Here is a 22,036-nt window from a genome sequence, read left to right on the forward strand (position 1 = left end):
GGAGGGGGTGGCCGGAAAGGTCAGAGCGCGGCGGTGCCGGCGGCCTCGAGGTGGAGCCGGTCGATGATTTCCTGGGCCTCTTCGGCGGGCGTCGCGCCGACCGAGAGGGTGATGGCGTTCTCGTCCGCGGCGGGCTTTTCCAGCGCGTCGAACTGGGAGTCCAGCAGCGCCGGCGGCATGAAGTGTCCGTGCCGGGAGGCGAGCCGGTCCGAGATGCGGTCCTTGCTGCCCTCGAGGAAGACGAAGGTGACGCCCTCCCCGCGGAGCACGTCGCGGTACCGCTTCTTCAGGGCCGAGCAGGTCACGACGCCGGGCCGGCCGGAGTCGGTGTGGTCCCGGATCCATTCCGCGATGCGTTCGAGCCAGGGCCACCGGTCCTCATCGGTCAGTGGCTGGCCCGAGTGCATCTTGGCGACGTTGGACTCCGGGTGCAGGTCATCGCCCTCGGCCAGATCCCAGCCGAGACGCCCGGCCAGCAGGCCCGCGACGGTGGATTTACCGGATCCGGAGACGCCCATGATGACAAGGACGGGGTGCTGCGCAGTCTTCGCCATTAAAGTCTGCCTTCCATAAATATGATTTAAACATGGTCAGCATATGGCAGTGGGGGCGGGCAAACAAACACTAGAACCCGGCGATGGTCTCCGGCCCGTTGACCGCCACGACGTGGAACGCCTCGGCGCTGCGGCCGGCCGGCAGTCCGCCGCGCTGCGCGGTGGACTGCAGGAGCCCGCGGACGGTGCGGTCCATGGCGTCGACGTCGGGGTGCTGGCTGACGTGGACGTGGATGGCGGCGAGCTTCTGCTCCACCTGGCCGGTGACATCGACGAAGTGGTTCTCCCGCTCCTCCGGGCCGGCGAAGAGCCACAGCCAGGGAAGCTTGTAGGCCTCCAGGCCGGCGGCGGCCAGCTCCGGGTACGCGAACGGGTTCTCCACGGCCGGGTAGACCGCACGGGTGACGGCCTCCCCCACGGCCAGGTGGTCCGGGTGGCTCTTCTGGATCCGGGTCCAGTTCCGTTCCGGGTGCATCGCGAGCACGACGTCGGGCCGGATCGTGCGGATCAGCCGGACCACGTCCCGGATCACCTCGTGGGTGGGTTCGAGATAGCCGTCGCGCTGGTGCAGGTAGTGGATGTCGGTGACCCCGACGAGGCCCGCGGCGCGCTGCTGCTCCTCGATCCGCTGCCGCACGATCTCATCACGGGTGTCCGGGTCGAAGCCGCCGGCGTCGCCGTCGGTCATGATGCAGTAGCTGACCTCCACCCCGGCCGCGGTCCAGCCCGCGATGGTCCCGGCGGCGCCGAAGTCGATGTCGTCCGGGTGCGCGGTGAAACAAAGCACCCGCCCGATCCGGTGCTGCGCCGGGTCGAACGGGCTTTGTGCCGATGTGGCGGTGGTGTTCAAATGCCTAGCCCTTGCGTTTGTTGATCTCTTCGGTGGCCTGTGGCAGGACCTGGAACAGGTCTCCGATGATGCCGAAGTCGGCGATCTCGAACACCGGCGATTCGGCGTCCTTGTTCACCGCCACGATCACCTGGGCGGTCTGCATGCCGGCCTTCTGCTGGATGGCGCCGGAGATCCCGGCGGAGATGTAGAGCTGCGGGGAGACGGTCTTGCCGGTCTGCCCGATCTGGGCGTCGTGGCCGATCCAGCCCGCGTCCGTGGCGGCGCGGGAGGCACCGACGGCCCCGCCCAGGGCGTCCGCGAGGTCCTCGAGCGGGCCGAAGTTCCCCTCGACGCCGCGGCCGCCGGCCACGACCACCCGGGCCTCAGTGAGGTCGGGACGGCCGCTGGCGGCCTTGGCGCTGCGGGCGACCACGCGGGCCGCGGCGCCGGCGTCGGCCGGTACCTCGACGGTGGCGGTCTGCGGCGCCGTGGCCTCGGCGGCGGGTTCGGCGGTGATGCTGTTGGCCTTGACGGTCAGCAGCGCCACGGCGGTGGTGGCGCGGGCAGTGGTGGTGTAGGACCCGGCGAGGACCGGCTTGTGGGCGGTGCCGTCCGGATCGACGGCGACGACGTCGGTGATGACCCCGGCCTCAAGCTTGATCCCGGCGCGGGCCGCGATCTCGCGGCTTTCGGCGGTGTTGTCCAGCACCACGGTGGTGGCCCCGCTCTCCCGGACGGCTGCGGCCAGGAAGGCGGCCTTCGGGGCGACGAGGTAATCCTCCAGGTCCGCGGTGGAGGGCCGGTAGAGGGCGTGGACGCCGTAGTCGCCGAGCGTGGCGGCGGCGCCGTCGTGCAGCTCGCCGGTGACGGCGGCGGAGGCCTCGCCCAGGCTCCGGGCGAGGGTGAGCAGTTCCAGGCTGGACTTCTTCAGCGCCTCGCCCGGGTTGTCAATGAAAACCAGTACGTGTGCCATGGATGATCCCCTTAGAGCAGCTTCTGGGCGGCGAGGAAGTCGACCAGCCGGATGCCGGCGTCGCCCTCGTCGGTGATGATGGTCCCGGCGGTGCGCGGCGGGCGGGCCTCGGCGGTCTCGACGGCGGTCCACGAGCCGGAGCGTCCCACCTGTGCCGGGTCGACGCCGATGTCCGCGAGGGACAGGGTGGTGATGGTCTTCTTCTTCGCCGCCATGATGCCCTTGAAGTTGGGGTAGCGGGGGTCGTTGATCTGGTCCGTGACCGAGACGACGGCGGGAAGGTCCGCCTCGACAGTGAGCGCGGAGGTGTCCCCCTCGCGGCGGGCGGTGAGGGTGCCGCCGTCGATCTCCAGGCTGGCCGCGAAGGTGACCTGCGGCAGTCCCAGCCGTTCGGCCAGCTGCGCGGGGACCAGCGAGGTCTCCCCGTCGGTGGAGGCCATGCCGGTGATGACGAGGTCCGCGGGCACGTCTGCGCCGAGGTGTCGGACGGCAGCGGCGAGGGCCAGGGAGGTGGCGGCCGCGTCGGAGCCGGCGAGGGCGTCGTCGGAGAGGTGCACGCCCTCGGAGGCGCCGATCTGGAGGGATTTCTTGATGGCATTGACGGCCCCCGCGGGTCCCATGCTGAGCGCGATGACTCTGTTCCCGGCGGCCTCGCCGCCGCGGGCCTCGATCAGCTGCAGGGCCGCCTCGAGGGCGTACTCGTCCAGCTCCGAGAGGATGCTTTCGGACCGGTCCAGGGTGTTGTCCGGGCCGCCGAGGTGTCGGTCGAACTGGGCGTCCGGTACGTGCTTGACCAGCACAATGATCTTCAAGGGTTCTTCCACTGTGTCTACAGCAGCCTTCCGTGCGGGGGCAGCCAGCCGGGTGGGTGGTGGCCTGGGAGCGGTTCCCGGCGCCGCCGGGTCTTCCTAGCTAACCATATAGCGGCGGCCATTTCCGGCCGGGGTTAAGCCGGATGTCAGAAGGGGCCGCCCGGTACCTTGCGGTCCGGACGGCCCCTTCCCGGCGCGGGTCCCGGCCGTCGCTGCGGCCGGGCTGTTGCCAGTGTTACTGGTCGGCCGCTGTTACTGGTCGGCTGCTGCGCCCAGGGTGACGTCCACCTGCTTCTCCTGGCCGCCGCGGAGAACGGTGACCTTGACGGTGGCGCCGGCGGCCTGTTCGCGGACGGCTGCGGTGAGCTGGTTGGGGTCGCTGATGACCAGGTCCTGGAACTTGGTCACGACGTCGCCGACCTTGATGCCGGCCTTGTCCGCGGCGGAACCGGGCTCCACCGTCGCGACGTCCGCGCCCACCGAGAAGCCGGAGGCGGAAGAGCCGGAGGGCTTGGCCTTGACGCTGACGCCCAGCTGGCCGTGGCTGGCCTTGCCGTTGCTGATGATCTCCTGGGCCACGCGCTTGGCGTTGTTGATCGGGATGCTGAAGCCGACGCCGATGTTGCCGTTGCTGCTGCCGCTGCTGGAGTCACCGCCGGCCGAGGCGATGGCCACGTTGACGCCGATGATCTCACCCTTGCTGTTGACCAGGGCGCCGCCGGAGTTGCCAGGGTTAATGGCCGCGTCGGTCTGGATCACGTTGATCGAGATGCTGCCCTGGTTGCTGGTGCTGGGCGCCTGGCCGCCGCCCGGAGGGGCGAACTGGAAGCCCTGGTCACCGCCCTGGGAGTTGTCCGCGCCATCCTTGGGGGCGGCGGAAGACGCGACGCTGATGGTGCGGTTCAGGGTGGAGACGATGCCGTCCGTCACGGTTCCGGTCAGGCCCAGCGGGGAGCCGATCGCGACGGCGGTGTCGCCGACGTTCAGCTTGCTGGAGTCACCCAGGCTGGCCGGTACCAGGCCGCTGGCGTTGTCCACCTTGATCACGGCGAGGTCCGAGAGTGGATCCGTGCCGACGATCTTCGCGCTGTAGACCTTGCCGTCGTTGAGGCGGACCTCGACAGCGGCCTTGGCGGTCTTGCCGTCCAGGGTGACGACGTGGGTGTTGGTGAGGATGTGGCCCTCGCCGTCGAGGATGATGCCGGAACCGGTGCCACCCTCGGAGCCGCTGGTGGCCTTGATGGTCACCACGCTGGGCGAGGCCTTCTGCGCCGCGGCGGTGATGGCGTTGACGTCGTCCTTGTTATTGACGATCACCGTGCCGGGCTGGGTGCCGCTGCCGGTGGAGGAGACCTGCCGGCCGCCGATCAGGGCGCTGCTGCCGGCCACGACGCCGCCGCCCACCAGGCCTGCCGCCAGCATGCTGGCGATCAGCACCGGGACGCCGAAGGCGGCCTTGCGCCGCGGCGCGTTGTTGGGGTGGTTGAACGAGGAACCGGGAGCGTTTTGAGGGTGGGCCTGCTGGCCGTTCCAGCCGGCAAAGTGGCCCTGCTGGTTCTGGTGCTGGCCGTGCTGGTGCTCGCCGTAAGCGCCCGACTGCTGTCCCGGGGCGCCGAACTGCTGCGTTGGCGGGGACGGGTTCTGGGCTGACGGGTTCTGGCCGTAGGCCGGCTGGTGCTGCGGGTAGACCGGGCGCGGTGCGTCCTGGCCCTGCTGGTCAATCCGCATCGTGGGGTTCTCCTGGCCGGAACCCTGCGCAGGTGCGCCGTACCGGTCCGTGCCCTCGCCCGGCTCCCGCTCCGGCTGTGCTGGATCCGGCGAGCCGCCCTGCAGTGGGTTCTCAGTCATGGAACTTCCTTTCATCCGTGTCTGCCATTAACTATGGTCGCTCAGACTGGTACAACTGCGGACATTCGCTGGGAGGTTCCTGAACGCCGCGGCTTTTCGCTGGTGGCATATTCCCAGCGATGGACTGCCCCCGGGGGGCACCATAGAATCAAATGGAATTGCCACAGCGACCTGCGGCTTCACACCTGCGTGGGGGCGCTGCCGCAGTTCTGGGACGACCGGCACGGACCGTGCCGGCCACCGAGGCGCTGAAGGGTTTGCAGATGCGGTCAATGATGAAACGTTTCCTCGCGGGGGTTGGAGTCGCCGGCCTGCTGGTCCTGCCCGCCGCGCCGGCCCTGGCCGAGGACCCGGTCACCATCCCCTCCGGCCAGAACGTCGTGGACAACGCCAACGTGTTGGGAAGCCGCAAGGGTGAAGTCCAGGACGCGGTCCAGAAACTCCTCAAGGACCACAAGTACAACCTGTACGTCGTGACCGTAAAGACCTTCGAAAACCCCGCGGACCCGAAGGGCTGGGCGCAGGCGGTTGCCACGAAGAAGGGCATGGGCCGGGCGGACGTCATCCTCACCATGTCCGACGACGGCAAATACTACTTCTCGCCGAACTCGGCCAGCGCCATCTACTCCAAAACCAGCACCATCACCCAGAACGCCATCGCCGCCAACCTCGGCGGCGGCAAGCGCGACTTCGCCCAGGCGGCCATCGACACCGCGGCTGCCGCGGGCGACGCGGCCGGCGGCGGCAGCGGCACCGTGCCCTCCGGCGCGGGAGCCGGCTCCGGCGTGCTGGTGGGTGTCGGCGTCGTCGCGCTCGGCGGCGCGGGAACCTACCTCTACCTGCGCAACCGCCGGAAGAAGGCCGTCACGGCAGGTAGCGCCGGGGAGGGCCAGCAGGCCGAACTCGACCCCCTGGCCGGCCTCAGCGTGGACGAGCTGCGCCGCAAGAGCGGCTCGCTGCTGATCGAGGCCGACGACGCGATCAAGTCCAGCGAACAGGAACTCGGCTTCGCCCAGGCCCAGTACGGCGACGCCGCCGTCGGCAACTTCACCAAGGCGCTGCAGGACGCCAAGGCGCACATGACCGAGTCCTTCAAGCTCCAGCAGCAGCTCGATGACCACATCCCCGACACCGAGGCACAGCAACGCTCCTGGTACGGCGAGATCATCCGCCGCTCCGAGGCCGCCCTGGCATCCCTGCAGGAGCAGAAAGCCGACTTCGACTCCCTGCGCGAGCTGGAGAAGAACGCGCCCCAGGCCCTCGCCGCCGTCGGAACCGGCGCCCGCGAGGCAGAGACGAAAATCGCCGCGGCCGAACAGTCCCTCACGGACCTGCGCGCCCGGTACGCGGACAGCGCCCTCACTGCCGTGGCGGACAACATCACCCAGGCGAAGGAGCGGCTGGCCTTCGTCCAGAACGCCTCCTCCACGGCGCAGGACAAGCTCGACGCCGGCGACACCAGCATGGCCGCCGTGGCGGTCCGGGCCGCCGAGGAAAGCCTGCACCAGACGAACGTCCTGCTTGGCGCCATCACCAAGGTGGCCGCCAACCTCGACGAGGCCCGCAACGGGCTGGAAACCGCGGTCGTGGACACCTCCCAGGACCTCGCCCAGGCCCGCGCCATGATCCAGTCCGGCGCGCACCCGGAACTCGCCGGCCCCGTGGCCGGGGTCGAGGCGGCCCTGGCCCAGGTCAAGTCCGAGATCCAGGCCGGCAGGATCGATCCGATCGCCACCCTGGAACGGGTCGAGGCCGCCCACCAGAGCCTGGACAGTGCGCTGACCGGCATCCGCGACCAGCAGGAACAGACCCGCCGGGCCCAGGCCTCGCTGCAGCAGAGCATCATGTCCGCCCAGGCCCAGATCAGCGCCACCTCGGACTACATCACGGCCCGCCGCGGCGGCGTCGGCACCGAGGCGCGGACCCGGCTGGCGGAGGCCCAGCGCAACCTCGACTACGCCCTGTCCATCTCCCGGACGGACGCGGTCACGGCTCTTCAGTACGCCCAGCAGGCCCACGCCCTCGCGGCGCAGGCCGCCCAGCAGGCCCAGGCCGACGTCGACCAGTTCGGCGGCTACGCCAACCAGGGCTACGGCCGGGGCGGCATGTTTGGCGGCGGCGGTGGAGGCGGCGGCCTGGGCGGCGCCATCCTTGGCGGCATCCTGATCAACTCCATCCTGCACGGCGGCGGCGGAGGCGGCTGGGGTGGCGGAGGCGGCGGCTGGGGCGGCGGTGACTCCGGCGGAGGCTGGGGTGGCGGCGGAGGCGGCGACTTCGGTGGCGGCGGCGATTTCGGCGGCGGCGACTCCGGCAGCTTCTGAGCGGACGGGACCACGCTCACAGAGACTAGCGCCGGCGGACCCGGTCCGGCCGGCGGGTAGAGGCAGTACATCCACAGATCACCGATTCCAGTGACCCCACTGGAGAGGACGAGAGGTAGCACCATGGTTAAGCAGTCCATTTTCGGCCGCATGGCACAGCTGGCGAAGGCGAACATCAACTCGCTGCTGGACCAGGCCGAGGATCCGCAGAAGATGCTGGACCAGATGGTCCGCGACTACACCAACAACATCGCCGAGGCGGAGTCCGCCGTCGCCCAGACCATCGGCAACCTGCGGATGCTGCAGGATGACTACAACGAGGACCTCAAGAACGCCCAGGACTGGGGCAACAAGGCCCTCGCCGCCTCCCGCAAGGCCGACGAATACCGGGCCAAGGGCGACTCCGTGGACGCCGAGAAGTTCGACAACCTGGCCAAGGTGGCGCTGCAGCGCCAGATCACCGCAGAGAACGAGGCCAAGTCCGCCGAGCCGAGCATCGCCTCCCAGACCGAGGTGGTGGATAAGCTCAAGCAGGGCCTGGACCAGATGAAGAACAAGCTCAACGAGCTGACCAGCAAGCGCAACGAACTGGTGGCCCGGTCCAAGACCGCCGCCGCGCAGAGCCAGGTCCACGACGCGCTCAAGAGCATTGACATCATGGACCCGACCTCCGAGGTGGGCCGCTTCGAAGAGAAGATCCGCCGCGAGGAGGCGAAGGTCCGCGGCCAGCAGGAGCTCGCCGCCTCCAGCCTGGACGCCCAGTTCAACGCCCTCGAGGACCTCGGCGAGCAGACCGAGATCGAGGCCCGGCTGGCCGCGCTGAAGTCCGGCGGCAGCCAGCAGGCCCTCGGCGCCGGCAACGGTTCCCACACCGGCTCCACCGTGGACGAGGCCGACTTCGACAAGCTCTGATCGATGTCCCGACGGCGCGTGACGCGCCGCCGGACGACGACGGCGAGGGCCGGGTTCCGCTGCGGAACCCGGCCCTCGCCGTCCCCGGGGCGTTTCCCGCCCGCCCCTCGTCATGGACCTGGTGCGGTGTGCTTCCCGCGGTGCGCTTACTGCGGGGCGGCATCCAGTAGCGTTGAGCCATGTCTTCGACTTTGGTTTGGCTACGCGACGATCTGCGCCTGGATGACAACCCGGCCCTGGCGGAGGGGGCCGCCGCCGACGGGCCACTGACGGTGGTCTACGTCCTGGACGAGCAGTCCCCCGGCATCCGGCCACTGGGCGGCGCCACGAAGTGGTGGCTGCACCATTCGCTGGAGTCCCTGGCCGCAGACCTCAAGGAGGCCGGCAACCGGCTGGTGCTGCGCCGCGGCCGGGCGGATCGGATCATCCGCGACCTGGTCAAGGAAACCGGCGCGGCCCGCGTGCTGTGGAACCGCCGCTACGGCGGCCCGGAGCGTGCCGTCGACGCGGGCCTCAAGGACTGGGCGGCCACGGAGGGCCTCGAGGCCGAGAGCTTCCAGGCCAACCTGCTGTTCGAGCCGTGGACCGTCCGGAACGGCTCCGGCGGCCCCTATAAGGTCTTCACCCCGTTCTGGAAGGCCTGCCTGGACTCCCACGACCCCCGGCAGCCGTTGGACGCCCCGCAGCAGCTCCCGGCCCCCGCCAAGACCGGTGAGCGACGGCTGCCGGCCACCGACACCCTCGCCGACTGGGAGCTCCTCCCCCAGCAGCCGGACTGGAGCCAGGGCCTGGCCAAGGAGTGGACCCCCGGCGAGGCGGGCGCCCACGAGCGGCTGGAGACCTTCCTGGACGGCCCCGTGGCCGAGTACGGGACCGGGCGCGACCGGCCCGGCGTCGAGGGCACCAGCAGGCTCTCCCCGCACCTGCGCTTCGGCGAGATCAGCCCGTTCCGGGTCTGGCACGCCCTGCGTTCCCGCTTCCCGCACCACGCCCCCGCCGACGTCGGCGTGTTCCGCTCCGAGATCGGCTGGCGGGAATTCTGCTGGCAGCTGCTGTACGAGAATCCCCAGCTGGCCACCCGCAACTTCCGGCGGGAGTTCGACGGCTTCGCCTGGGAAAAGCCCTCCGCGGCGGACCTCCGGGCCTGGCAGCAGGGCCGGACCGGGTATCCGCTGGTGGACGCCGGCATGCGGCAGCTCTGGCAGACCGGCTGGATGCACAACCGCGTCCGGATGGCGGCGGCCTCGTTCCTGGTGAAGAACCTGCTGGCGGACTGGCGCACCGGTGAGGAATGGTTCTGGGACACGCTGGTGGACGCCGATTCCGCCTCAAACCCCGCCAACTGGCAGTGGGTGGCCGGCTCCGGCGCGGATGCCTCCCCCTATTTCCGGATTTTCAATCCGGTGACGCAGAGCAAGAAGTTCGACGCCGCGGGCCGCTACCTGCGCGCCTACCTCCCGGAGCTGGCCGGCCTGGACGACAAGGCCATCCACGAGCCGTGGAAGGCCGCGGACGGCGCCGGGGACTATCCGGAGCCGGTGGTGGATCTGCCCGAGTCCCGCGCCCGGGCGCTGGAGTCGTACCAGAAGCTCAAGGACGGCTAACCGCCGGGGGCCCGGGCGGTGTTGTCCCGGCCCCGGCCCGGAACAGCGCACCGGGCCGCAGGGCCGCGGGAACGCGAAAGGCCCGGATCCTCAATGGATCCGGGCCTTTCCTTTGTTGCGGGGACAGGATTTGAACCTGTGACCTCTGGGTTATGAGCCCAGCGAGCTACCGAACTGCTCCACCCCGCGTCGCATGATCAAGCCTACCCTACGTTTGGCCCGCCCCCGACCACCGTCCCCGGTATCCCCCTCGGCGTCCCCCTCCTGGACCCGGAGTCCCGGCCCGTGGTTCCGAACCCGGGCCTCGAATCCGAAAACGCCGGTTAAAGCAAGAAGTCCGGAACATTTCTGTTCCGGACTTCTCTCCAGTTGCGGGGACAGGATTTGAACCTGTGACCTCTGGGTTATGAGCCCAGCGAGCTACCGAACTGCTCCACCCCGCGTCGCACCAACAACATTACCTGCCGGTGAACGCGGGGCCAAATCGGGGCGGCGTGATCTGCATCGCACCGCCCCGATCCCGGGGTGGCCGGCGCCCCGTCACGGGAGGCCGGCCACGAGGCCCGCGGCTACTTGGTGGGCGAGGGCGAGGTTGTCGCCGTCGGCGACGCCGTGGGCGAGGGGCCGCCGCCGCTGGCCGGCGGCGTCAGCTTCCCCTCGGCGTCGATCGCCCGCTGCAGGGCGGCGGAGAGCTTCTTCTGCTGGTCGCCGTAGGCCGCGAAGTCGCCCTTGGCCAGGGCCTCCTGGCCGGCCTTGATGGCGCTGTTCGCGTCATCAAGTGCCGCCTTGAGGTCCGCGTTGGCGTTCGAGCCGCCGGTGGGCGGGGTGGTCCCGGTGCCCGGGCCCGGCGTCGCCGGTGTCTGGCCGTTGTTCGCCGCGTCGCCCGCGGTGGCGCCGGAGCTGCCGCCGAAGAGCTGGTTCAGCGCCTCGTCCAGGGTCGGGGCGAAGCCGATCTTGTCGCCGAAGGCCACCAGCACGCGCTGCAGCGTCGGGTAGGAGGTCTCCCCCGTCGACTTCAGGTAGACCGGCTGGACGTAGAGCAGGCCGCCGCCCACCGGCAGCGTCAGCAGGTTGCCGTTGAGCACCGCGGACGCGCCCTGCCGGAGGAGGTTCAGCGCCTGGGACACCGTGGGGTCCGAGTTGAACTTGTTCTGCGCCTGGCCCGGGCCGGGGACGTTGGCCTCCGGCGGGATCTGCAGCAGCCGTAGCTGGCCGTAGCTGTCCGCCTTCACGCCCTTCTGGTTGCCGGCGTCGGAGTCCGCGGCGAGGAAGCCATAGAGGACGTTTCGGGCGTTGCCGTTGACCACCTGCGGGATGAACGAGGAGGTGAGCTGGAAGGCCGGCTTGTCCTGGTCCGGCATCTGCAGCGACATGTAGAACGGAGGCTGCTTGACGCCGTCGTCCTTCACCGTGGGGTCGTTCGGAACGCTCCATGCATCGTTGTTGGTGAAGAAGTTGTCCGGGTTGGTCACGTGGTACCGGCCCAGCAGCTCACGCTGGACCTTGAAGAGGTCCTCCGGGTAGCGGACGTGGCTCATCAGCGCACCCGACATCTCCGAGTACGGCTTCAGCGTGGACGGGAAGATGCTCTGCCAGGCCTTCAGGACCGGGTCCTGGTCATCCCAGGCGTAGAGGGTGACGGAGCCGTCGTAGGCGTCCACCGTGGCCTTGACCGAGTTCCGGATGTAGTTCACCGAGCTGCTGGGCAGCGCGGCGGTTCGGCCCGCGGAGGTCTGCGAGTCCCGGGTGGCGTCCGAGAGCTGCTCCTGCTGGGAGTACGGGAAGTACGGGCTGGTGGTGTAGCCGTCCACGATCCACTTCACGCGGCCGTCCACGACGGCGGGATAGGCGTTGCCGTCCACCGTCAGGTACGGGGCCACCTTCTCCACGCGGTCCTTGGGGCTGCGGTCGTAAAGGATCTGCGAATCGGCGTTGACGCCGTCGGAGAGCAGGAGGTCGGAGGACTGGAACTTCACCGCGTACAGGATCTTGTTGAAGAAGCTGCCCACGTTCGGGCCGCCGTTGCCGGTGAAGGTGTACTGCGTGCCGGCGTCGCCCTCCTTGGCGGCGGGGCGGTCCTGCTCGCGGTGCGGCGCGCCGTCCGGGGCGCCGACGATCGAGTAGTCCGGGGAGTTTTCGCCGAAGTAGATCCGCGGCTGGTACGTGGTGTCGGTGCCGAGGACGCCGGTAGACGGGATGCCGGACTGCAGGAAGTCGGGCTTGCCGTCGGCGGTGAACTTGTTGCCCTTGGCCGCGACGACGCCGTACCCGTGGGTGTAGACGACGTGCTTGTTCAGCCAAGACTGCTGGTTGCTGGCCAGGCCGCTGGGGTTCAGCTCGCGGACCGCGATCACCGTGTCCTGGATCTTGCCGTTGACCTCGTACCGGTCCACGTTCAGGGTGCTGGGGAACTGGTAGTACGGCCGGTACTGCTCGAGCTGCGAGAACGCATCGGAGATGAGGTTCGGGTCCAGCAAGCGGATGTTCGCCGTCGTCTGGGCGTCCGGGGCCAGCGCGCCGGTGGTGGCGTTGGTCGTGGCCTCATAGCGCTTTTCCTGGATCTTATCCAGGCCGTAGGCGGCCCGGGTCATGGCGATGTTGCGCTCGATGTAGGTCTTTTCCAGGGTCTGCTCGGAGGGGCGGACCTGGAACTGCTGGATGACCCACGGGTAGACGCCGCCGGCCAGGATGGAGGTGATGACCAGCATGGCGGTGCCGATGACGGGGAGGCGCCACTTGCCGATCACGGCTGCGACGATGAAGAGCACGGCCACCAGTGCGGCGGCAACGGCGAGGATCGCCTTGGTGGGGATCACGGCGTTGACGTCCGTGTAGAGGGCGCCGGCCCAGCGGCCGCTGTTGTTCAGCACAGCCGAGTAGCGGTCAAGCCAGAAGTTCACGCCCAGCAGCAGCAGAAAGGCCGCGCCGGTGACGGCCAGGTGGATCTGGGCGGCGCGGCTGGTAAAGACGCCGCGTTCCATCAGCCGGATGCTGCCGTAGAGGTAGTGGGTGAGGATCCCCGCGATGCCGGCGACGACGGCGACGCTGATCAGGAAGCCGGTGACGAAGCCCAGGAACGGCAGGGTCATCATGTAGAAGCTGATGTCCAGGTTGAACTGCGGATCATTCTGGCCGAACGGCTTCTGGTGCAGGAACAGCAGCACCTTCTGCCACTGGCTGGCGGCCGCACTGCCGGCGAAGAGGCCGAACAGGACGGGCAGGCCGATCATGACCACGCGGCGGATCGGCTCGAGCTGGGCCTGGTAGCGGTTGAGGTTGTCCCGGATCTCGGAGTCCGGGGCGTAGACGGGCCGGGCGGTGTAGGCGATGCGGATGGCGAAGAACATGGCCGCGAACATCACCGCGAAGCCCGCCAGGAAGATCAGGATCCGGGACACGTTCTCGGTCACGAAGACTTCGAAGTAGCCCAGTTGCTGGTACCAGAGGACGTCCGTCCACACATTGGCGAAGAAGATGAAGCCCACGACGAGCAGGGCCACAATAATCAGCGTGGGCGTTAGGGCGCCTCGCCGCTGCTGTTGCCTTCCGGGTGGGACGGTGCTGGGACGGGACAAACTCGATACCTCATAGCTGGTCGTCGGTGCTGCTGTTTTTTCAGTTGTCTCTTGTGCCACGAGCGGCACGGAGGCTTAGTTCCGGGGTCAGTCTAGTTCCTGGTGCAAGCGGGCAGCTCGGCCGTGTCGCCGCCTGACGCTGAGAGCTCAACGGCGTGCCGTGCGTCGGTCAGGGTCTCGACCTTCACCACCTGCAGGCCGGCCGGGATGTGGCCGACGACTTCGTCGCAGTTGGCCGCCGGCGCGAGGAACAGGGTGGCCCCGCCGGAGCGGGCGCCGACCATCTTCTGGTCGATGCCGCCGATCGGCCCGACGGCGCCGTCGGGGGTGATGGTTCCGGTGCCCGCGATGTGCTTGCCGCCGGTGAGGTCGCCCGGGGTCACCGTGTCCACGATCCCGAGGGCGAACATCATGCCGGCGCTCGGGCCACCCACCTTGTCCAGGGAGATTTTTACGTCGAAGGGGAAGGTGAACTTGTACTGCAGCACCACGCCGAGGAGGTAGCGGCCGTTCTCGGACTTGGCCGGCGTGATGGTAAGCGTCTGCTGGCTGCCGCCGCGGTCCACCACCACGGGGACCGGTTTGCCGTTACCGGCGGCTAGCTCGGACTGGATGACGCTCAGCGCGGAGATCGGCTTGCCGCCGATGGAGACCAGCAGGTCGCCCTCCTGGATCTTGCCCTTGGACGCGGAGTCGTCGGGGATGCTGGCCACTTGGAGCTTCTGCCCGAACGGGATGCCGAGTTCCTTCAGGGCGGCCGCGACGGCGTTCTCCTGGGAGGTGGTCATGGCCACGGCGCTTTCCTGCTGCGACTGTTCCTTGGTGACGCCGCTGGGGAAGATCAGTTCCTGCGGGTAGACGGCCTTGGCGGGGTTCAGCCAGGCGGTGAGGGCCTCGAAGACGCTCACGGGTCCGTTGGGGCCGCCGTCGACGTACACCGTGGTGAGGTCCAGGTTGCCCTTGGCCGGGTAGGACTCGTGCCCGGTGACGGTGATGACCGGCTTGCCGTTGTCCGTGCCCAGGGTGTTGAAGGTGGGGCCCGGGGATTCGATCACATAGGGAACGGGCAGGCTGAGGGCTGCGACGCCGAGTCCGATCGAGAGCAGGCCGGAGACCACCATGGCCGAGGGTCGGCGCCCTCCTCCCCCGGCGCCGCCCTGCCGGCCGGAGCGCGCTCCGCGGCGCGGCCAGAGGCCCGCGTGGTCGGCGCCGTCGCCGTCGGTAGCGGGGCTGTCGACCGTGCTGTTGGCGGTGCTGTCGGCCAAGGGGCCGTTACCGGGCTGCCCGTCCTGGGTAAACGTCACTGAAGGACCTCTCGTGCCGGCGGCCGGCACCCCTGCCGGGGGTGGTCCGGACGCTGGGCCGGCGCCCGGAAACGGCGCGTCAGCCATGCAAATATTCCAGAGCCCCACACTACGCGCTCGCGGGGTGCCGCAGTGCTTTGCCGACAGCGAACGGCGCCGGTTTCTGCAAGACAGCCGCTGAGCGGGAGGGGTAGCGTGAAGTTGAGTACCAGTCACACCGACGATCGGCGGGATCATGACCTCTAACCCACACCAACCGTCCAACGGGGACGACGAGCCCAAGGATCCGCTGGCGGAAATGCTGCAGAACCTGATGGGCGGCAAGGGCATGGGGAACATCGATCCGGCCGAACTGGCCAAGGCCGCGGGCCTGCCCGATGACCCCAACCTGCTGGCGCAGATGTTTTCGCAGGTCCAGGCCATGATGAGCGCCTCCTCCGACGGGCCCGTCAACTGGCAGCTGGCGCACGAGAACGCCCGCCGGGTCGCTGCCAGCGGGTCCGACCCCTCCGTCACCGCCGCCCAGTCCCGCGAGGTGGACGAGGCGCTCCGGCTGGCCGAGCTGTGGCTGGACCAGGTCACGGAGTTGCCCTCCACAGGGCTGATCGGCCGTGCCTGGTCCCGGGCCGAGTGGGTCGAGGAGACCCTGGGCACCTGGAAGCGGCTGACCGAGCCGGTGGCCAACAGCATCGCCAACGCACTCTCCACCGCGATGACCGAACAGATGCCCGAGGAAATGAAGTCCATGATGGGCGGCGCCTCCTCGATGCTGCAGAACATGGGCGGCGCGATCTTCGGCATGCAGCTGGGCCAGGCGATCGGTGCACTCTCCGCCGAGGTGGTCAGCTCCACCGACATCGGCGTTCCGCTGGCCGACCTGGAGATGGCGCTCCTCCCCGCCAACGTGGCCAAGTTCGGTGAGGGCCTCAGCCTTCCCGAGAACGACATCCGGCTCTTCCTGGCCGTCCGCGAGGCCGCCCACGCCCGGCTGTTCGTCCAGGTCCCTTGGCTGCGCGGGCACCTGCTGGGCGCCATCGAGGCCTACGCCCGGGGCATCCACATCGACACCTCCAAGATTGAGGACCTCGCCCGGGAGCTGGACCCCAGCAACCCCGAAGGCATCCAGGAGGCCCTCTCCCAGGGTGTCTTCATGCCGCAGCGCACCCCCGCCCAGGACCAGGCACTGGAGAAGCTCGAGACCGCGCTCGCCCTGGTGGAGGGGTGGGTGGACGAGCTGACCGCCGCCGCCACCGAGAAGCTGCTGCCTCCTGCGGCGGCCCTGCGCGAGACGGTCCGCCGCCGCCGTGCCACCGGCGGACCGGCCGAACACGCCTTCTCGTCCCTGGTGGGCCTGGAGTTGCGGCCGCGCCGGCTGCGCGAGGCCGCGACGCTGTGGGCCCAGTTGAAGGAGGAACGCGGCGTGGAGGGCCGGGACGCCATCTGGCAGCACCCGGACCTGCTGCCCACCGCCGAGGACCTCGATGACCCGAAGGGCTTCAGCGAACGCCGCAAGCTGGCGGAGGCCTCGGACACCGAGGTCGACGACGCGCTGCAGAAGCTGCTCAGCGGCGGCTTCGACGAGGCCCCCGAGCCCGGCACCGGCGACGGCGGGAGCGACGGCCCGAGCGACAAGGGCGACGGCGACGGCGGGAGCGACGGCCCGAGCGACAAGGGCGACGGCGACACCAAGGGCGACGCCGGCGACGCCAACGGGGACTCCCCCAAGGCCTAGTCCGCCAAAGCTTAGTCCGCCGGGCGGCGTCCGGGCCTGACCGGCCCGGGCTCCCCCGCGGTCCAGCCACTGGGGGCCGGCGTCGCGGCTTAGCCGGCCGGGGCTTCCTCGACGTCGTCCTCGTGGGCGGGGAGCCCGCGGGCGGTGGCGAAGGAGACGCCCTCGAGGAAGGCCTTGGCCCGCTCCGTCTCGGGGTAGGCCGCCAGCAGCCGCCAGAATGCGGCGTTGTGCGCAGCCACCAGCAGGTGCGCGAGTTCGTGCAGCAGCACGTAGTCGATGACCCACTGCGGCATCTGCTGCAGCTTGTGCGAGAGCCGGATGGTGCCCTCCGACGGCGTCGCCGAGCCCCAGCGGGAGTTCTGGTTCGTCACCCAGCGGACCGACCCGGGCTCGGCCCGGCCGCCCAGGTAGGTGGCGGAGAGCTCCGCCGCCCGGGATGCCAGGGCCGCGTCGCTGCCCGGCCGGCGCCGGCCGTTCCCCTTCTGCCCCCGGCTTCCCTGGGCGCGGAGCTTGGCCAGCATCCGCTCCACCCATTCGCGTTCCTGGGCGCCGCTGAAGTGCGCGGGGATGGCCACGACGGCGGTGCCGTTTTCCCAGAAGGCCGCCACCGTGCGTCGGCGCCGGGCCGAGCGGCGCACCTCTACCGGCGCGCCGTCCGCCGTCGTCGTCGGCGTTCCCGCAGCCCTGCCCGGCATCAGGCGGTGGTGCTTTCCGCGAGGATGGCCAGGACCGCCTCGCCGTACTTCTCCAGCTTGGACGCGCCGACGCCGGGCAGCGTGGCGAGCTCCTGGAGGGTCGCCGGGCGGGCCTCGGCGATGGCCGTCAGGGTGGCGTCGGTGAAGACCACGAATGCCGGGACGTCCGATTCCAGCGCGGTGGCCTTCCGCCACTGGCGCAGCGCGTCAAAAGTCTGTTCCTCGTAGCTGGGCGGGCACTGGTTGCACCGGCCCACCTTGCGTTCGGCGCCGCTGCTGAGCATGCTGCCGCACACCCGGCACGACGCCGGCGCGGCGGCCTTGCGGCGTGGGGCCGGGCCCTTGCCGCGGGCGCTGGAGGAGGCGACGGAATCCGGCCTCAGCCCGTCCAGGAAGCGGGAGGGCTTGCGGTTCGCCCGGCCGCCCGGGGTCCTCGCGGTGGACCAGGACAGGTACAGGTGTTCCTTGGCCCGGGTGATGCCGACGTAGAGGAGCCGGCGTTCCTCGTCGACGGCTTCCGGGGTGTCGGCGAAGGAGATGGGCATCAGGCCCTCGCTCAGGCCCACCAGGAACACCGCCTCCCATTCCAGGCCCTTGGCCGCGTGCAGCGAGGCCAAGGTGACGCCCTGGACCGTCGGGGCGTGCTGGGCGAGGGAGCGTTCCTGGAGTTCGTTGACGAACTCGGCGAGGCCGAACTGCGGCCCCCGGGCCGCGACGAGCTCGTCCGCCAGCGCCACCAGGGCGGCCAGGGATTCCCAGCGTTCCCGCAGGGCGCCGCCGTTGTGCGGAGCCTCCTCGGTGTAGCCGAGCGAGGACACGATGTCCCGGACCAGCTGGCCCAGCGGTTCCGGGCCGTCCGCGCCGTCGATGGCCCGGGTGGCGGCCCGCAACTGCAGGATGGCGTCCCGGACCTCCTTCCGGGCGAAGAACCGTTCCCCGCCGCGGAGCTGGTAGCCGATCCCGGCCGAGGCGAGGGCCTGCTCGTACGCCTCCGACTGTCCGTTGGTGCGGAAGAGCACGGCGATCTGGCTGGCCGGCGTGCCCGCCTCCAGCAGTGCCTTGATGTTCTGGGCGGCCGTGGCGGCCTCCGCCTCGTCGTCGGAGCATTCGGTGAAGTGCGGCACGGGACCGGCGGGGCGCTGCGCGACGAGCTGCAGCGGCGTCGCCCAGGCCGCGTCCGCGACGGGGCCGCCGCTGCGCCGGCCGGCGAGCAGGTCGTTGGCGAGCCGGACCACCTGCGGGGTGGACCGGTAGTCGCGGACCAGTTTCACCACGGTGGCGTCCGGGTACTGGGCCTTGAAGCCCAGAAGGTGCTTGGGGGACGCACCGGTGAACGAGTAGATGGTCTGGCTCGCGTCGCCCACGACGCAGAGGTCGTCGCGGCCGCCCAGCCAGAGTTCAAGGAGCCGCTGCTGCAGCGGCGAGACGTCCTGGTATTCGTCCACCACGAAGTGCCGGTACTGTTCCCGGACGGTGGCGGCGACCTTCGGGTCCTCCTGCAGGATGCCGACGGTGATCAGCAGGACGTCCTCGAAGTCAATGACGTTGCGGTCCGTCTTGACGTCCTCGTAGGACTGGAAGACGCGGGCGACGGCGGTCAGGTCGAAGCCGCCGGGGGTGCCGCGGCCCTGGGCCTTCTCCAGGTAGTTGGCCGGGGTGAGCATGGAGACCTTGGCCCATTCGATCTCGGAGGCGAGGTCGCGGATGGAGGCCCGGTCTGTGCTGAGCCGTAGCCGGCGGGCGGCCTCGGCGATCATCTGGGCCTTGTGGTCCAGCAGGTTCGGCAGGGCACCGCCGATCGCCTGGGGCCAGAAGAATTGCAGCTGGCGGAGGGCGGCGGCGTGGAAGGTGCGGGCCTGGACGTTGCCCACGCCGAGGTCACGGAGCCGGCTGCGCATTTCCGCCGCGGCCCGGGCGGTGAACGTGACGGCCAGCAGCCGCTGCGGGCTGTAGACGCCGGAGTGCACGCCGTAGGCGATGCGGTGTGTGATGGCGCGGGTCTTGCCGGTGCCGGCGCCGGCGAGGACGCACATGGGCCCGGTCAGGTTGCTGGCCACCTCGCGCTGTTCGGCGTCGAGTCCGCCGAGGATGCGTTCCTCCAGGGAACGCTCATCCGCGGCGGGAAGCCCTTCGGCGGGCGGGGTGCCGGGAAATGATCCGGCGGAGAAAAGATCTGTGTTCACGTCTGCTGCTCAAATATCGGAGTGTCAGGGGGTGCCGGGGGCGTCCTGGATGACGCCGCCGTACCAGTGTTCAATCAGGGCCCGGGCAATGGAGAGCCGGCTGGAGATGGTGATCTCTCCGCTGGAGACCGCGGCCTGCAGTTCCTCCCGGCTGAACCAGCGGGCGCGGGTGACCTCGACGCCGTCGGGCCGGGCCTCCGTGTCCCCGGTGGTGGCGGTGAAGCCGAGCATCAGCGATGCAGGGAACGGCCAGGACTGCGATCCCAGGTACTGGGAGGCGGTCACCCGAACGCCGACCTCCTCGCCGATCTCGCGGACGACGGCTTGTTCGAGTGATTCGCCCGGTTCGACGAAGCCTGCCAGCGTGGAGTAGTTCTTCGCATCCAGCGGTCCGCCGCCGCCGAGCAGGAGCCGTCCGTCCGGGCCGACCACCGTGACGATGATCGCGGGATCGGTGCGGGGATAGTGCTCGGAGTTGTCCGCCGGGCACCGCCGCACCCAGCCGCCGGCCTCGATGGTGGTGGCGGTCCCGCAGCGCGGGCAGTGGGTGTGGGTGGCGTGCCAGTTGGCGATGGCGCTGGCTTCGATGAACAGGGCGGTGTCCGGGGCGTCGAGGCGTCCCGCCACCTCGCGGAATCCGGCCCATTGCGCCCCGGCGGGGATCCCGTCGACATGCTGCTCGAACGGCTCCGCGCGGACCTCGAACTGCTCCGGCAGGATGAACAGCACGAACTCGGTGCCGGGCCGGGACGCCGGAGCGGGGTTCCCGCTGTCCGCGTCGAGGGAAGCCCCGAGGTAGACGACGTGGAGGGGTTCGAAATCGGTGCCCTTGAGTCGGCCCGCGAGCGCCTTGGCGTCGAGGAACACCAAACCGTCCCCGCCCACCAGCGCCTGGCGGCGGGAGAGCACCATGGCCTGCACGCCGTCGGCGTCCAGGAGTTCGTCGAGCATCCCGGGCCGCATGCGTGCGGCGGAGCGCCGGTCGATGAGGGCGGGCCGGACCGGAAGGACGGTCTCCCTCAGGTGGTTGGCCGGCTGTCCGGTCCCGCCCTGCCGGGACGCGGCGGGCGTCGTGGTGGTGGACGCGGACGGCTCCGGAAGACTCATATCTCCACCGTACCCACCCCCGCTGACAATTGACATTTGCCAGGAAGGCCGACGGCGGCCCAGCGAGGCCCGTGTCTGCCGGGTCCGGGGGGCGTTTTCGGGCCTAACTTTCAGACTCGCCGCCCTGCCTCGCCGTGTTGGGCGCCGGTCAATCTACCGTGGGAACGTGAGAAGAAACCCAATCGAACTGGCAGCGGTAGCGACGGCAGCGGTCCCCGGACTGACCCCTACGGCCGTGTGCTCCGCGCCCGACGATGCGGCTGACTTCGACTCCGCCCTGCTGCTGGATTCCGAGGGGAAGCGCTGGCGCGTCCGGTCGCCGCGGCATGCGGAGGCCAGCGCACGGCTGGAGACTGAGTTCCTGGTGCTGCGGGCCTTCACCCCCGGGATCCGTGCCGAACTTCCGTTCCTGATGCCCACCGTGGCCGGAACCGTGCGGCAGGGCGAGTTGAGCACGTTTGTGTACGCCCACCTCGCGGGACGCACCCGCTCCGTGGAGGAGCTGGGCGCCGGGACGCCCGCGCTGGCCCGGGAGGTGGGTGCCGCCCTCGCCGCGATCCACGATCTTCCGCATTCGCTGGTGAGCAACGCCGACCTGCCCACCTACACCCCAAACGAGTTCCGCCAGCGCCGCCTCAATGAGCTGGACCAGGCCGCCACGACCGGGAAGATCCCGCCGCTGCTCCTGCGCCGCTGGGAACACGCGCTGGAGGACGTCACCCTGTGGCGCTTCAATCCCAGCGTCGTGCACGGCGACCTGCACGAGGACAACATCATGGTCGACGGCGAGAGGGTCACCGCTGTGACCGGCTGGACCGACCTGCGGATCGGCGACCCCGCCGACGACATGGCCTGGCTGGTCGCCTCCAACGACCAGGACTTTGTGGACAGCGTCCTGGCCGCGTACTCCTCCGCCCGACGGGACACCCCCGATGCGCACCTGTTGCGCCGGGCGGCCCTGTCCGCGGAGTTCGCGCTGGCCCAGTACCTGGTCCGTGGTTTGGCTGCCGGGGACACCGCGATGGTCGAGGAGGGCGAGTCGATGCTGGCGTTGCTGGCCGACGACGTCGCGGCCCACGGCGGCCAGCCGATCAGCGTCGAACCGCTGCCCGCTCCGGCGCCCGCACAGTCACCGGCGGTCACGGTGCAGCCGATCGAGCCCGCGTCGGAGACGCCCGAGACGGCCGCGTCGGAGATGCCCGGGATGGCCGCGCCGGAGGCCGCCGCGGGGCAGCCCGCCCCGCTCGCCGCGGCTCCCGCCGTGCACGTGACCCCGATCCCCGACACCCCCGAGGAGGACGAGCAGTCCTTGGGTGGCGAGGAGTCGTCGCACGGTGTTTCCCGGGACGCGGGCTCCCGGCATGCGAAGGGCGGGGACGACGGCGATGACGCCGGCCGCGGAGCCACCCAGGCTGACGACGCCGACGTCGCACCTTACCGCCCCACCGCGGAGGACCGCTCCGCCGCGGACCGCAGCGCAACGGACTCCGACAGCCCTGCCGGTGCCAGCACTCCTGCTCCGGCCAGCGGCGAGGACACGTCCACAACGGCGCTGACCGTCGTGCCGCTCCACCGCCACTAGCC

General features: G+C 70.1%; 15 protein-coding genes and 2 tRNA genes. 5 read left to right on the top strand and 12 right to left on the bottom strand.

Going from position 1 to position 22,036, the window contains the following annotated elements:
• Positions 1–20: 20 nt before the first annotated feature.
• From ACFVY3_RS15205 to ACFVY3_RS15225, 5 genes are all read right to left on the bottom strand, one after another.
• Positions 21–554: a gluconokinase gene (locus tag ACFVY3_RS15205; RefSeq protein WP_290255708.1), complete on the bottom strand. Its 534-nt coding sequence runs from the start codon at positions 552–554 to the stop codon at positions 21–23.
• A gap of 70 nt (positions 555–624) precedes the next feature.
• Complete coding sequence (locus ACFVY3_RS15210) at positions 625–1,404, bottom strand: PIG-L deacetylase family protein (protein WP_400160344.1); 780 nt, start codon at positions 1,402–1,404, stop codon at positions 625–627.
• A 4-nt stretch (positions 1,405–1,408) separates the two neighbouring features.
• A complete protein-coding gene (locus tag ACFVY3_RS15215) occupies positions 1,409–2,359 on the bottom strand; it encodes an electron transfer flavoprotein subunit alpha/FixB family protein (RefSeq protein WP_400160345.1) in 951 nt (316 codons plus the stop codon).
• 11 nt (positions 2,360–2,370) lie between these two features.
• Entirely contained in the window at positions 2,371–3,171 is an 801-nt protein-coding gene (locus tag ACFVY3_RS15220) for an electron transfer flavoprotein subunit beta/FixA family protein (RefSeq protein WP_400160346.1), read from the bottom strand.
• A 252-nt stretch (positions 3,172–3,423) separates the two neighbouring features.
• The gene (locus ACFVY3_RS15225) at positions 3,424–5,019 is read right to left on the bottom strand and encodes a S1C family serine protease (RefSeq protein ID WP_400160347.1); all 1,596 of its coding nucleotides are present in this window, start codon (positions 5,017–5,019) and stop codon (positions 3,424–3,426) included.
• Positions 5,020–5,282: 263 nt separating this feature from the next.
• Between ACFVY3_RS15225 and ACFVY3_RS15230 the strand changes: the two genes are divergently transcribed.
• The 3 genes from ACFVY3_RS15230 to ACFVY3_RS15240 all read left to right on the top strand — a co-directional run bounded on the left by ACFVY3_RS15230 (position 5,283) and on the right by ACFVY3_RS15240 (position 9,856).
• Positions 5,283–7,340 carry a TPM domain-containing protein gene (locus ACFVY3_RS15230; protein WP_400160348.1) on the top strand — a complete coding sequence of 686 codons (2,058 nt, stop codon included), beginning with the start codon at positions 5,283–5,285 and terminating at the stop codon, positions 7,338–7,340.
• A 123-nt stretch (positions 7,341–7,463) separates the two neighbouring features.
• Positions 7,464–8,252 carry a PspA/IM30 family protein gene (locus ACFVY3_RS15235; RefSeq protein ID WP_290255714.1) on the top strand — a complete coding sequence of 263 codons (789 nt, stop codon included), beginning with the start codon at positions 7,464–7,466 and terminating at the stop codon, positions 8,250–8,252.
• A gap of 179 nt (positions 8,253–8,431) precedes the next feature.
• Complete coding sequence (locus tag ACFVY3_RS15240; protein WP_400160349.1) at positions 8,432–9,856, top strand: cryptochrome/photolyase family protein; 1,425 nt, start codon at positions 8,432–8,434, stop codon at positions 9,854–9,856.
• Between the two features lie 115 nt (positions 9,857–9,971).
• Here the strand turns inward: ACFVY3_RS15240 and ACFVY3_RS15245 are convergent.
• From ACFVY3_RS15245 to ACFVY3_RS15260, 4 genes are all read right to left on the bottom strand, one after another.
• A tRNA-Met gene (locus ACFVY3_RS15245) sits at positions 9,972–10,045 on the bottom strand.
• Positions 10,046–10,225: 180 nt separating this feature from the next.
• Positions 10,226–10,299: transfer RNA gene (locus ACFVY3_RS15250), tRNA-Met, on the bottom strand.
• 126 nt (positions 10,300–10,425) lie between these two features.
• Positions 10,426–13,431 carry a UPF0182 family protein gene (locus ACFVY3_RS15255; RefSeq protein ID WP_400160350.1) on the bottom strand — a complete coding sequence of 1,002 codons (3,006 nt, stop codon included), beginning with the start codon at positions 13,429–13,431 and terminating at the stop codon, positions 10,426–10,428.
• A 92-nt stretch (positions 13,432–13,523) separates the two neighbouring features.
• Positions 13,524–14,552: a PDZ domain-containing protein gene (locus ACFVY3_RS15260; protein WP_400160371.1), complete on the bottom strand. Its 1,029-nt coding sequence runs from the start codon at positions 14,550–14,552 to the stop codon at positions 13,524–13,526.
• A gap of 418 nt (positions 14,553–14,970) precedes the next feature.
• Here ACFVY3_RS15260 and ACFVY3_RS15265 point away from each other — a divergent pair, with 418 nt between their 5' ends.
• Positions 14,971–16,467 (top strand): zinc-dependent metalloprotease, encoded by a 1,497-nt coding sequence (locus ACFVY3_RS15265; RefSeq protein WP_400160351.1) that lies wholly within the window; start codon positions 14,971–14,973, stop codon positions 16,465–16,467.
• An 89-nt stretch (positions 16,468–16,556) separates the two neighbouring features.
• Here ACFVY3_RS15265 and ACFVY3_RS15270 read toward each other — a convergent pair whose 3' ends face one another.
• The 3 genes from ACFVY3_RS15270 to nudC form a co-directional block, all read right to left on the bottom strand.
• Positions 16,557–17,162 (bottom strand): M48 family metallopeptidase, encoded by a 606-nt coding sequence (locus ACFVY3_RS15270; RefSeq protein ID WP_400160352.1) that lies wholly within the window; start codon positions 17,160–17,162, stop codon positions 16,557–16,559.
• Positions 17,162–19,264 (bottom strand): ATP-dependent DNA helicase UvrD2, encoded by a 2,103-nt coding sequence (locus ACFVY3_RS15275; protein WP_290256460.1) that lies wholly within the window; start codon positions 19,262–19,264, stop codon positions 17,162–17,164. The genes ACFVY3_RS15270 and ACFVY3_RS15275 overlap by 1 nt, the downstream gene beginning before the upstream one ends.
• 105 nt (positions 19,265–19,369) lie before the next feature.
• The gene (nudC, locus tag ACFVY3_RS15280) at positions 19,370–20,452 is read right to left on the bottom strand and encodes an NAD(+) diphosphatase (protein ID WP_377972077.1); all 1,083 of its coding nucleotides are present in this window, start codon (positions 20,450–20,452) and stop codon (positions 19,370–19,372) included.
• Positions 20,453–20,618: 166 nt separating this feature from the next.
• On the opposite strand from nudC, the gene ACFVY3_RS15285 reads away from it, so the two are divergent.
• Positions 20,619–22,034 (top strand): macrolide 2'-phosphotransferase, encoded by a 1,416-nt coding sequence (locus ACFVY3_RS15285; protein WP_400160353.1) that lies wholly within the window; start codon positions 20,619–20,621, stop codon positions 22,032–22,034.
• The last annotated feature ends 2 nt before the right edge of the window (positions 22,035–22,036 follow it).

The sequence above is a fragment of the Arthrobacter sp. BPSS-3 genome (assembly GCF_044628475.1).
Classification (GTDB): domain Bacteria; phylum Actinomycetota; class Actinomycetes; order Actinomycetales; family Micrococcaceae; genus Arthrobacter.

What these genes read in the sequence shown, in the direction of transcription:
- ACFVY3_RS15205 (WP_290255708.1), bottom strand. Translation starts at nt 554, where the DNA reads ATGGCGAAGACTGCGCAGCACCCCGTCCTTGTCATCATGGGCGTCTCC.
- ACFVY3_RS15215 (WP_400160345.1), bottom strand. Translation starts at nt 2,359, where the DNA reads ATGGCACACGTACTGGTTTTCATTGACAACCCGGGCGAGGCGCTGAAG.
- ACFVY3_RS15225 (WP_400160347.1), bottom strand. Translation starts at nt 5,019, where the DNA reads ATGACTGAGAACCCACTGCAGGGCGGCTCGCCGGATCCAGCACAGCCG.
- ACFVY3_RS15230 (WP_400160348.1), top strand. Translation starts at nt 5,283, where the DNA reads ATGCGGTCAATGATGAAACGTTTCCTCGCGGGGGTTGGAGTCGCCGGC.
- ACFVY3_RS15235 (WP_290255714.1), top strand. Translation starts at nt 7,464, where the DNA reads ATGGTTAAGCAGTCCATTTTCGGCCGCATGGCACAGCTGGCGAAGGCG.
- ACFVY3_RS15240 (WP_400160349.1), top strand. Translation starts at nt 8,432, where the DNA reads ATGTCTTCGACTTTGGTTTGGCTACGCGACGATCTGCGCCTGGATGAC.
- ACFVY3_RS15260 (WP_400160371.1), bottom strand. Translation starts at nt 14,552, where the DNA reads ATGGTGGTCTCCGGCCTGCTCTCGATCGGACTCGGCGTCGCAGCCCTC.
- ACFVY3_RS15265 (WP_400160351.1), top strand. Translation starts at nt 14,971, where the DNA reads ATGACCTCTAACCCACACCAACCGTCCAACGGGGACGACGAGCCCAAG.
- ACFVY3_RS15270 (WP_400160352.1), bottom strand. Translation starts at nt 17,162, where the DNA reads ATGCCGGGCAGGGCTGCGGGAACGCCGACGACGACGGCGGACGGCGCG.
- nudC (WP_377972077.1), bottom strand. Translation starts at nt 20,452, where the DNA reads ATGAGTCTTCCGGAGCCGTCCGCGTCCACCACCACGACGCCCGCCGCG.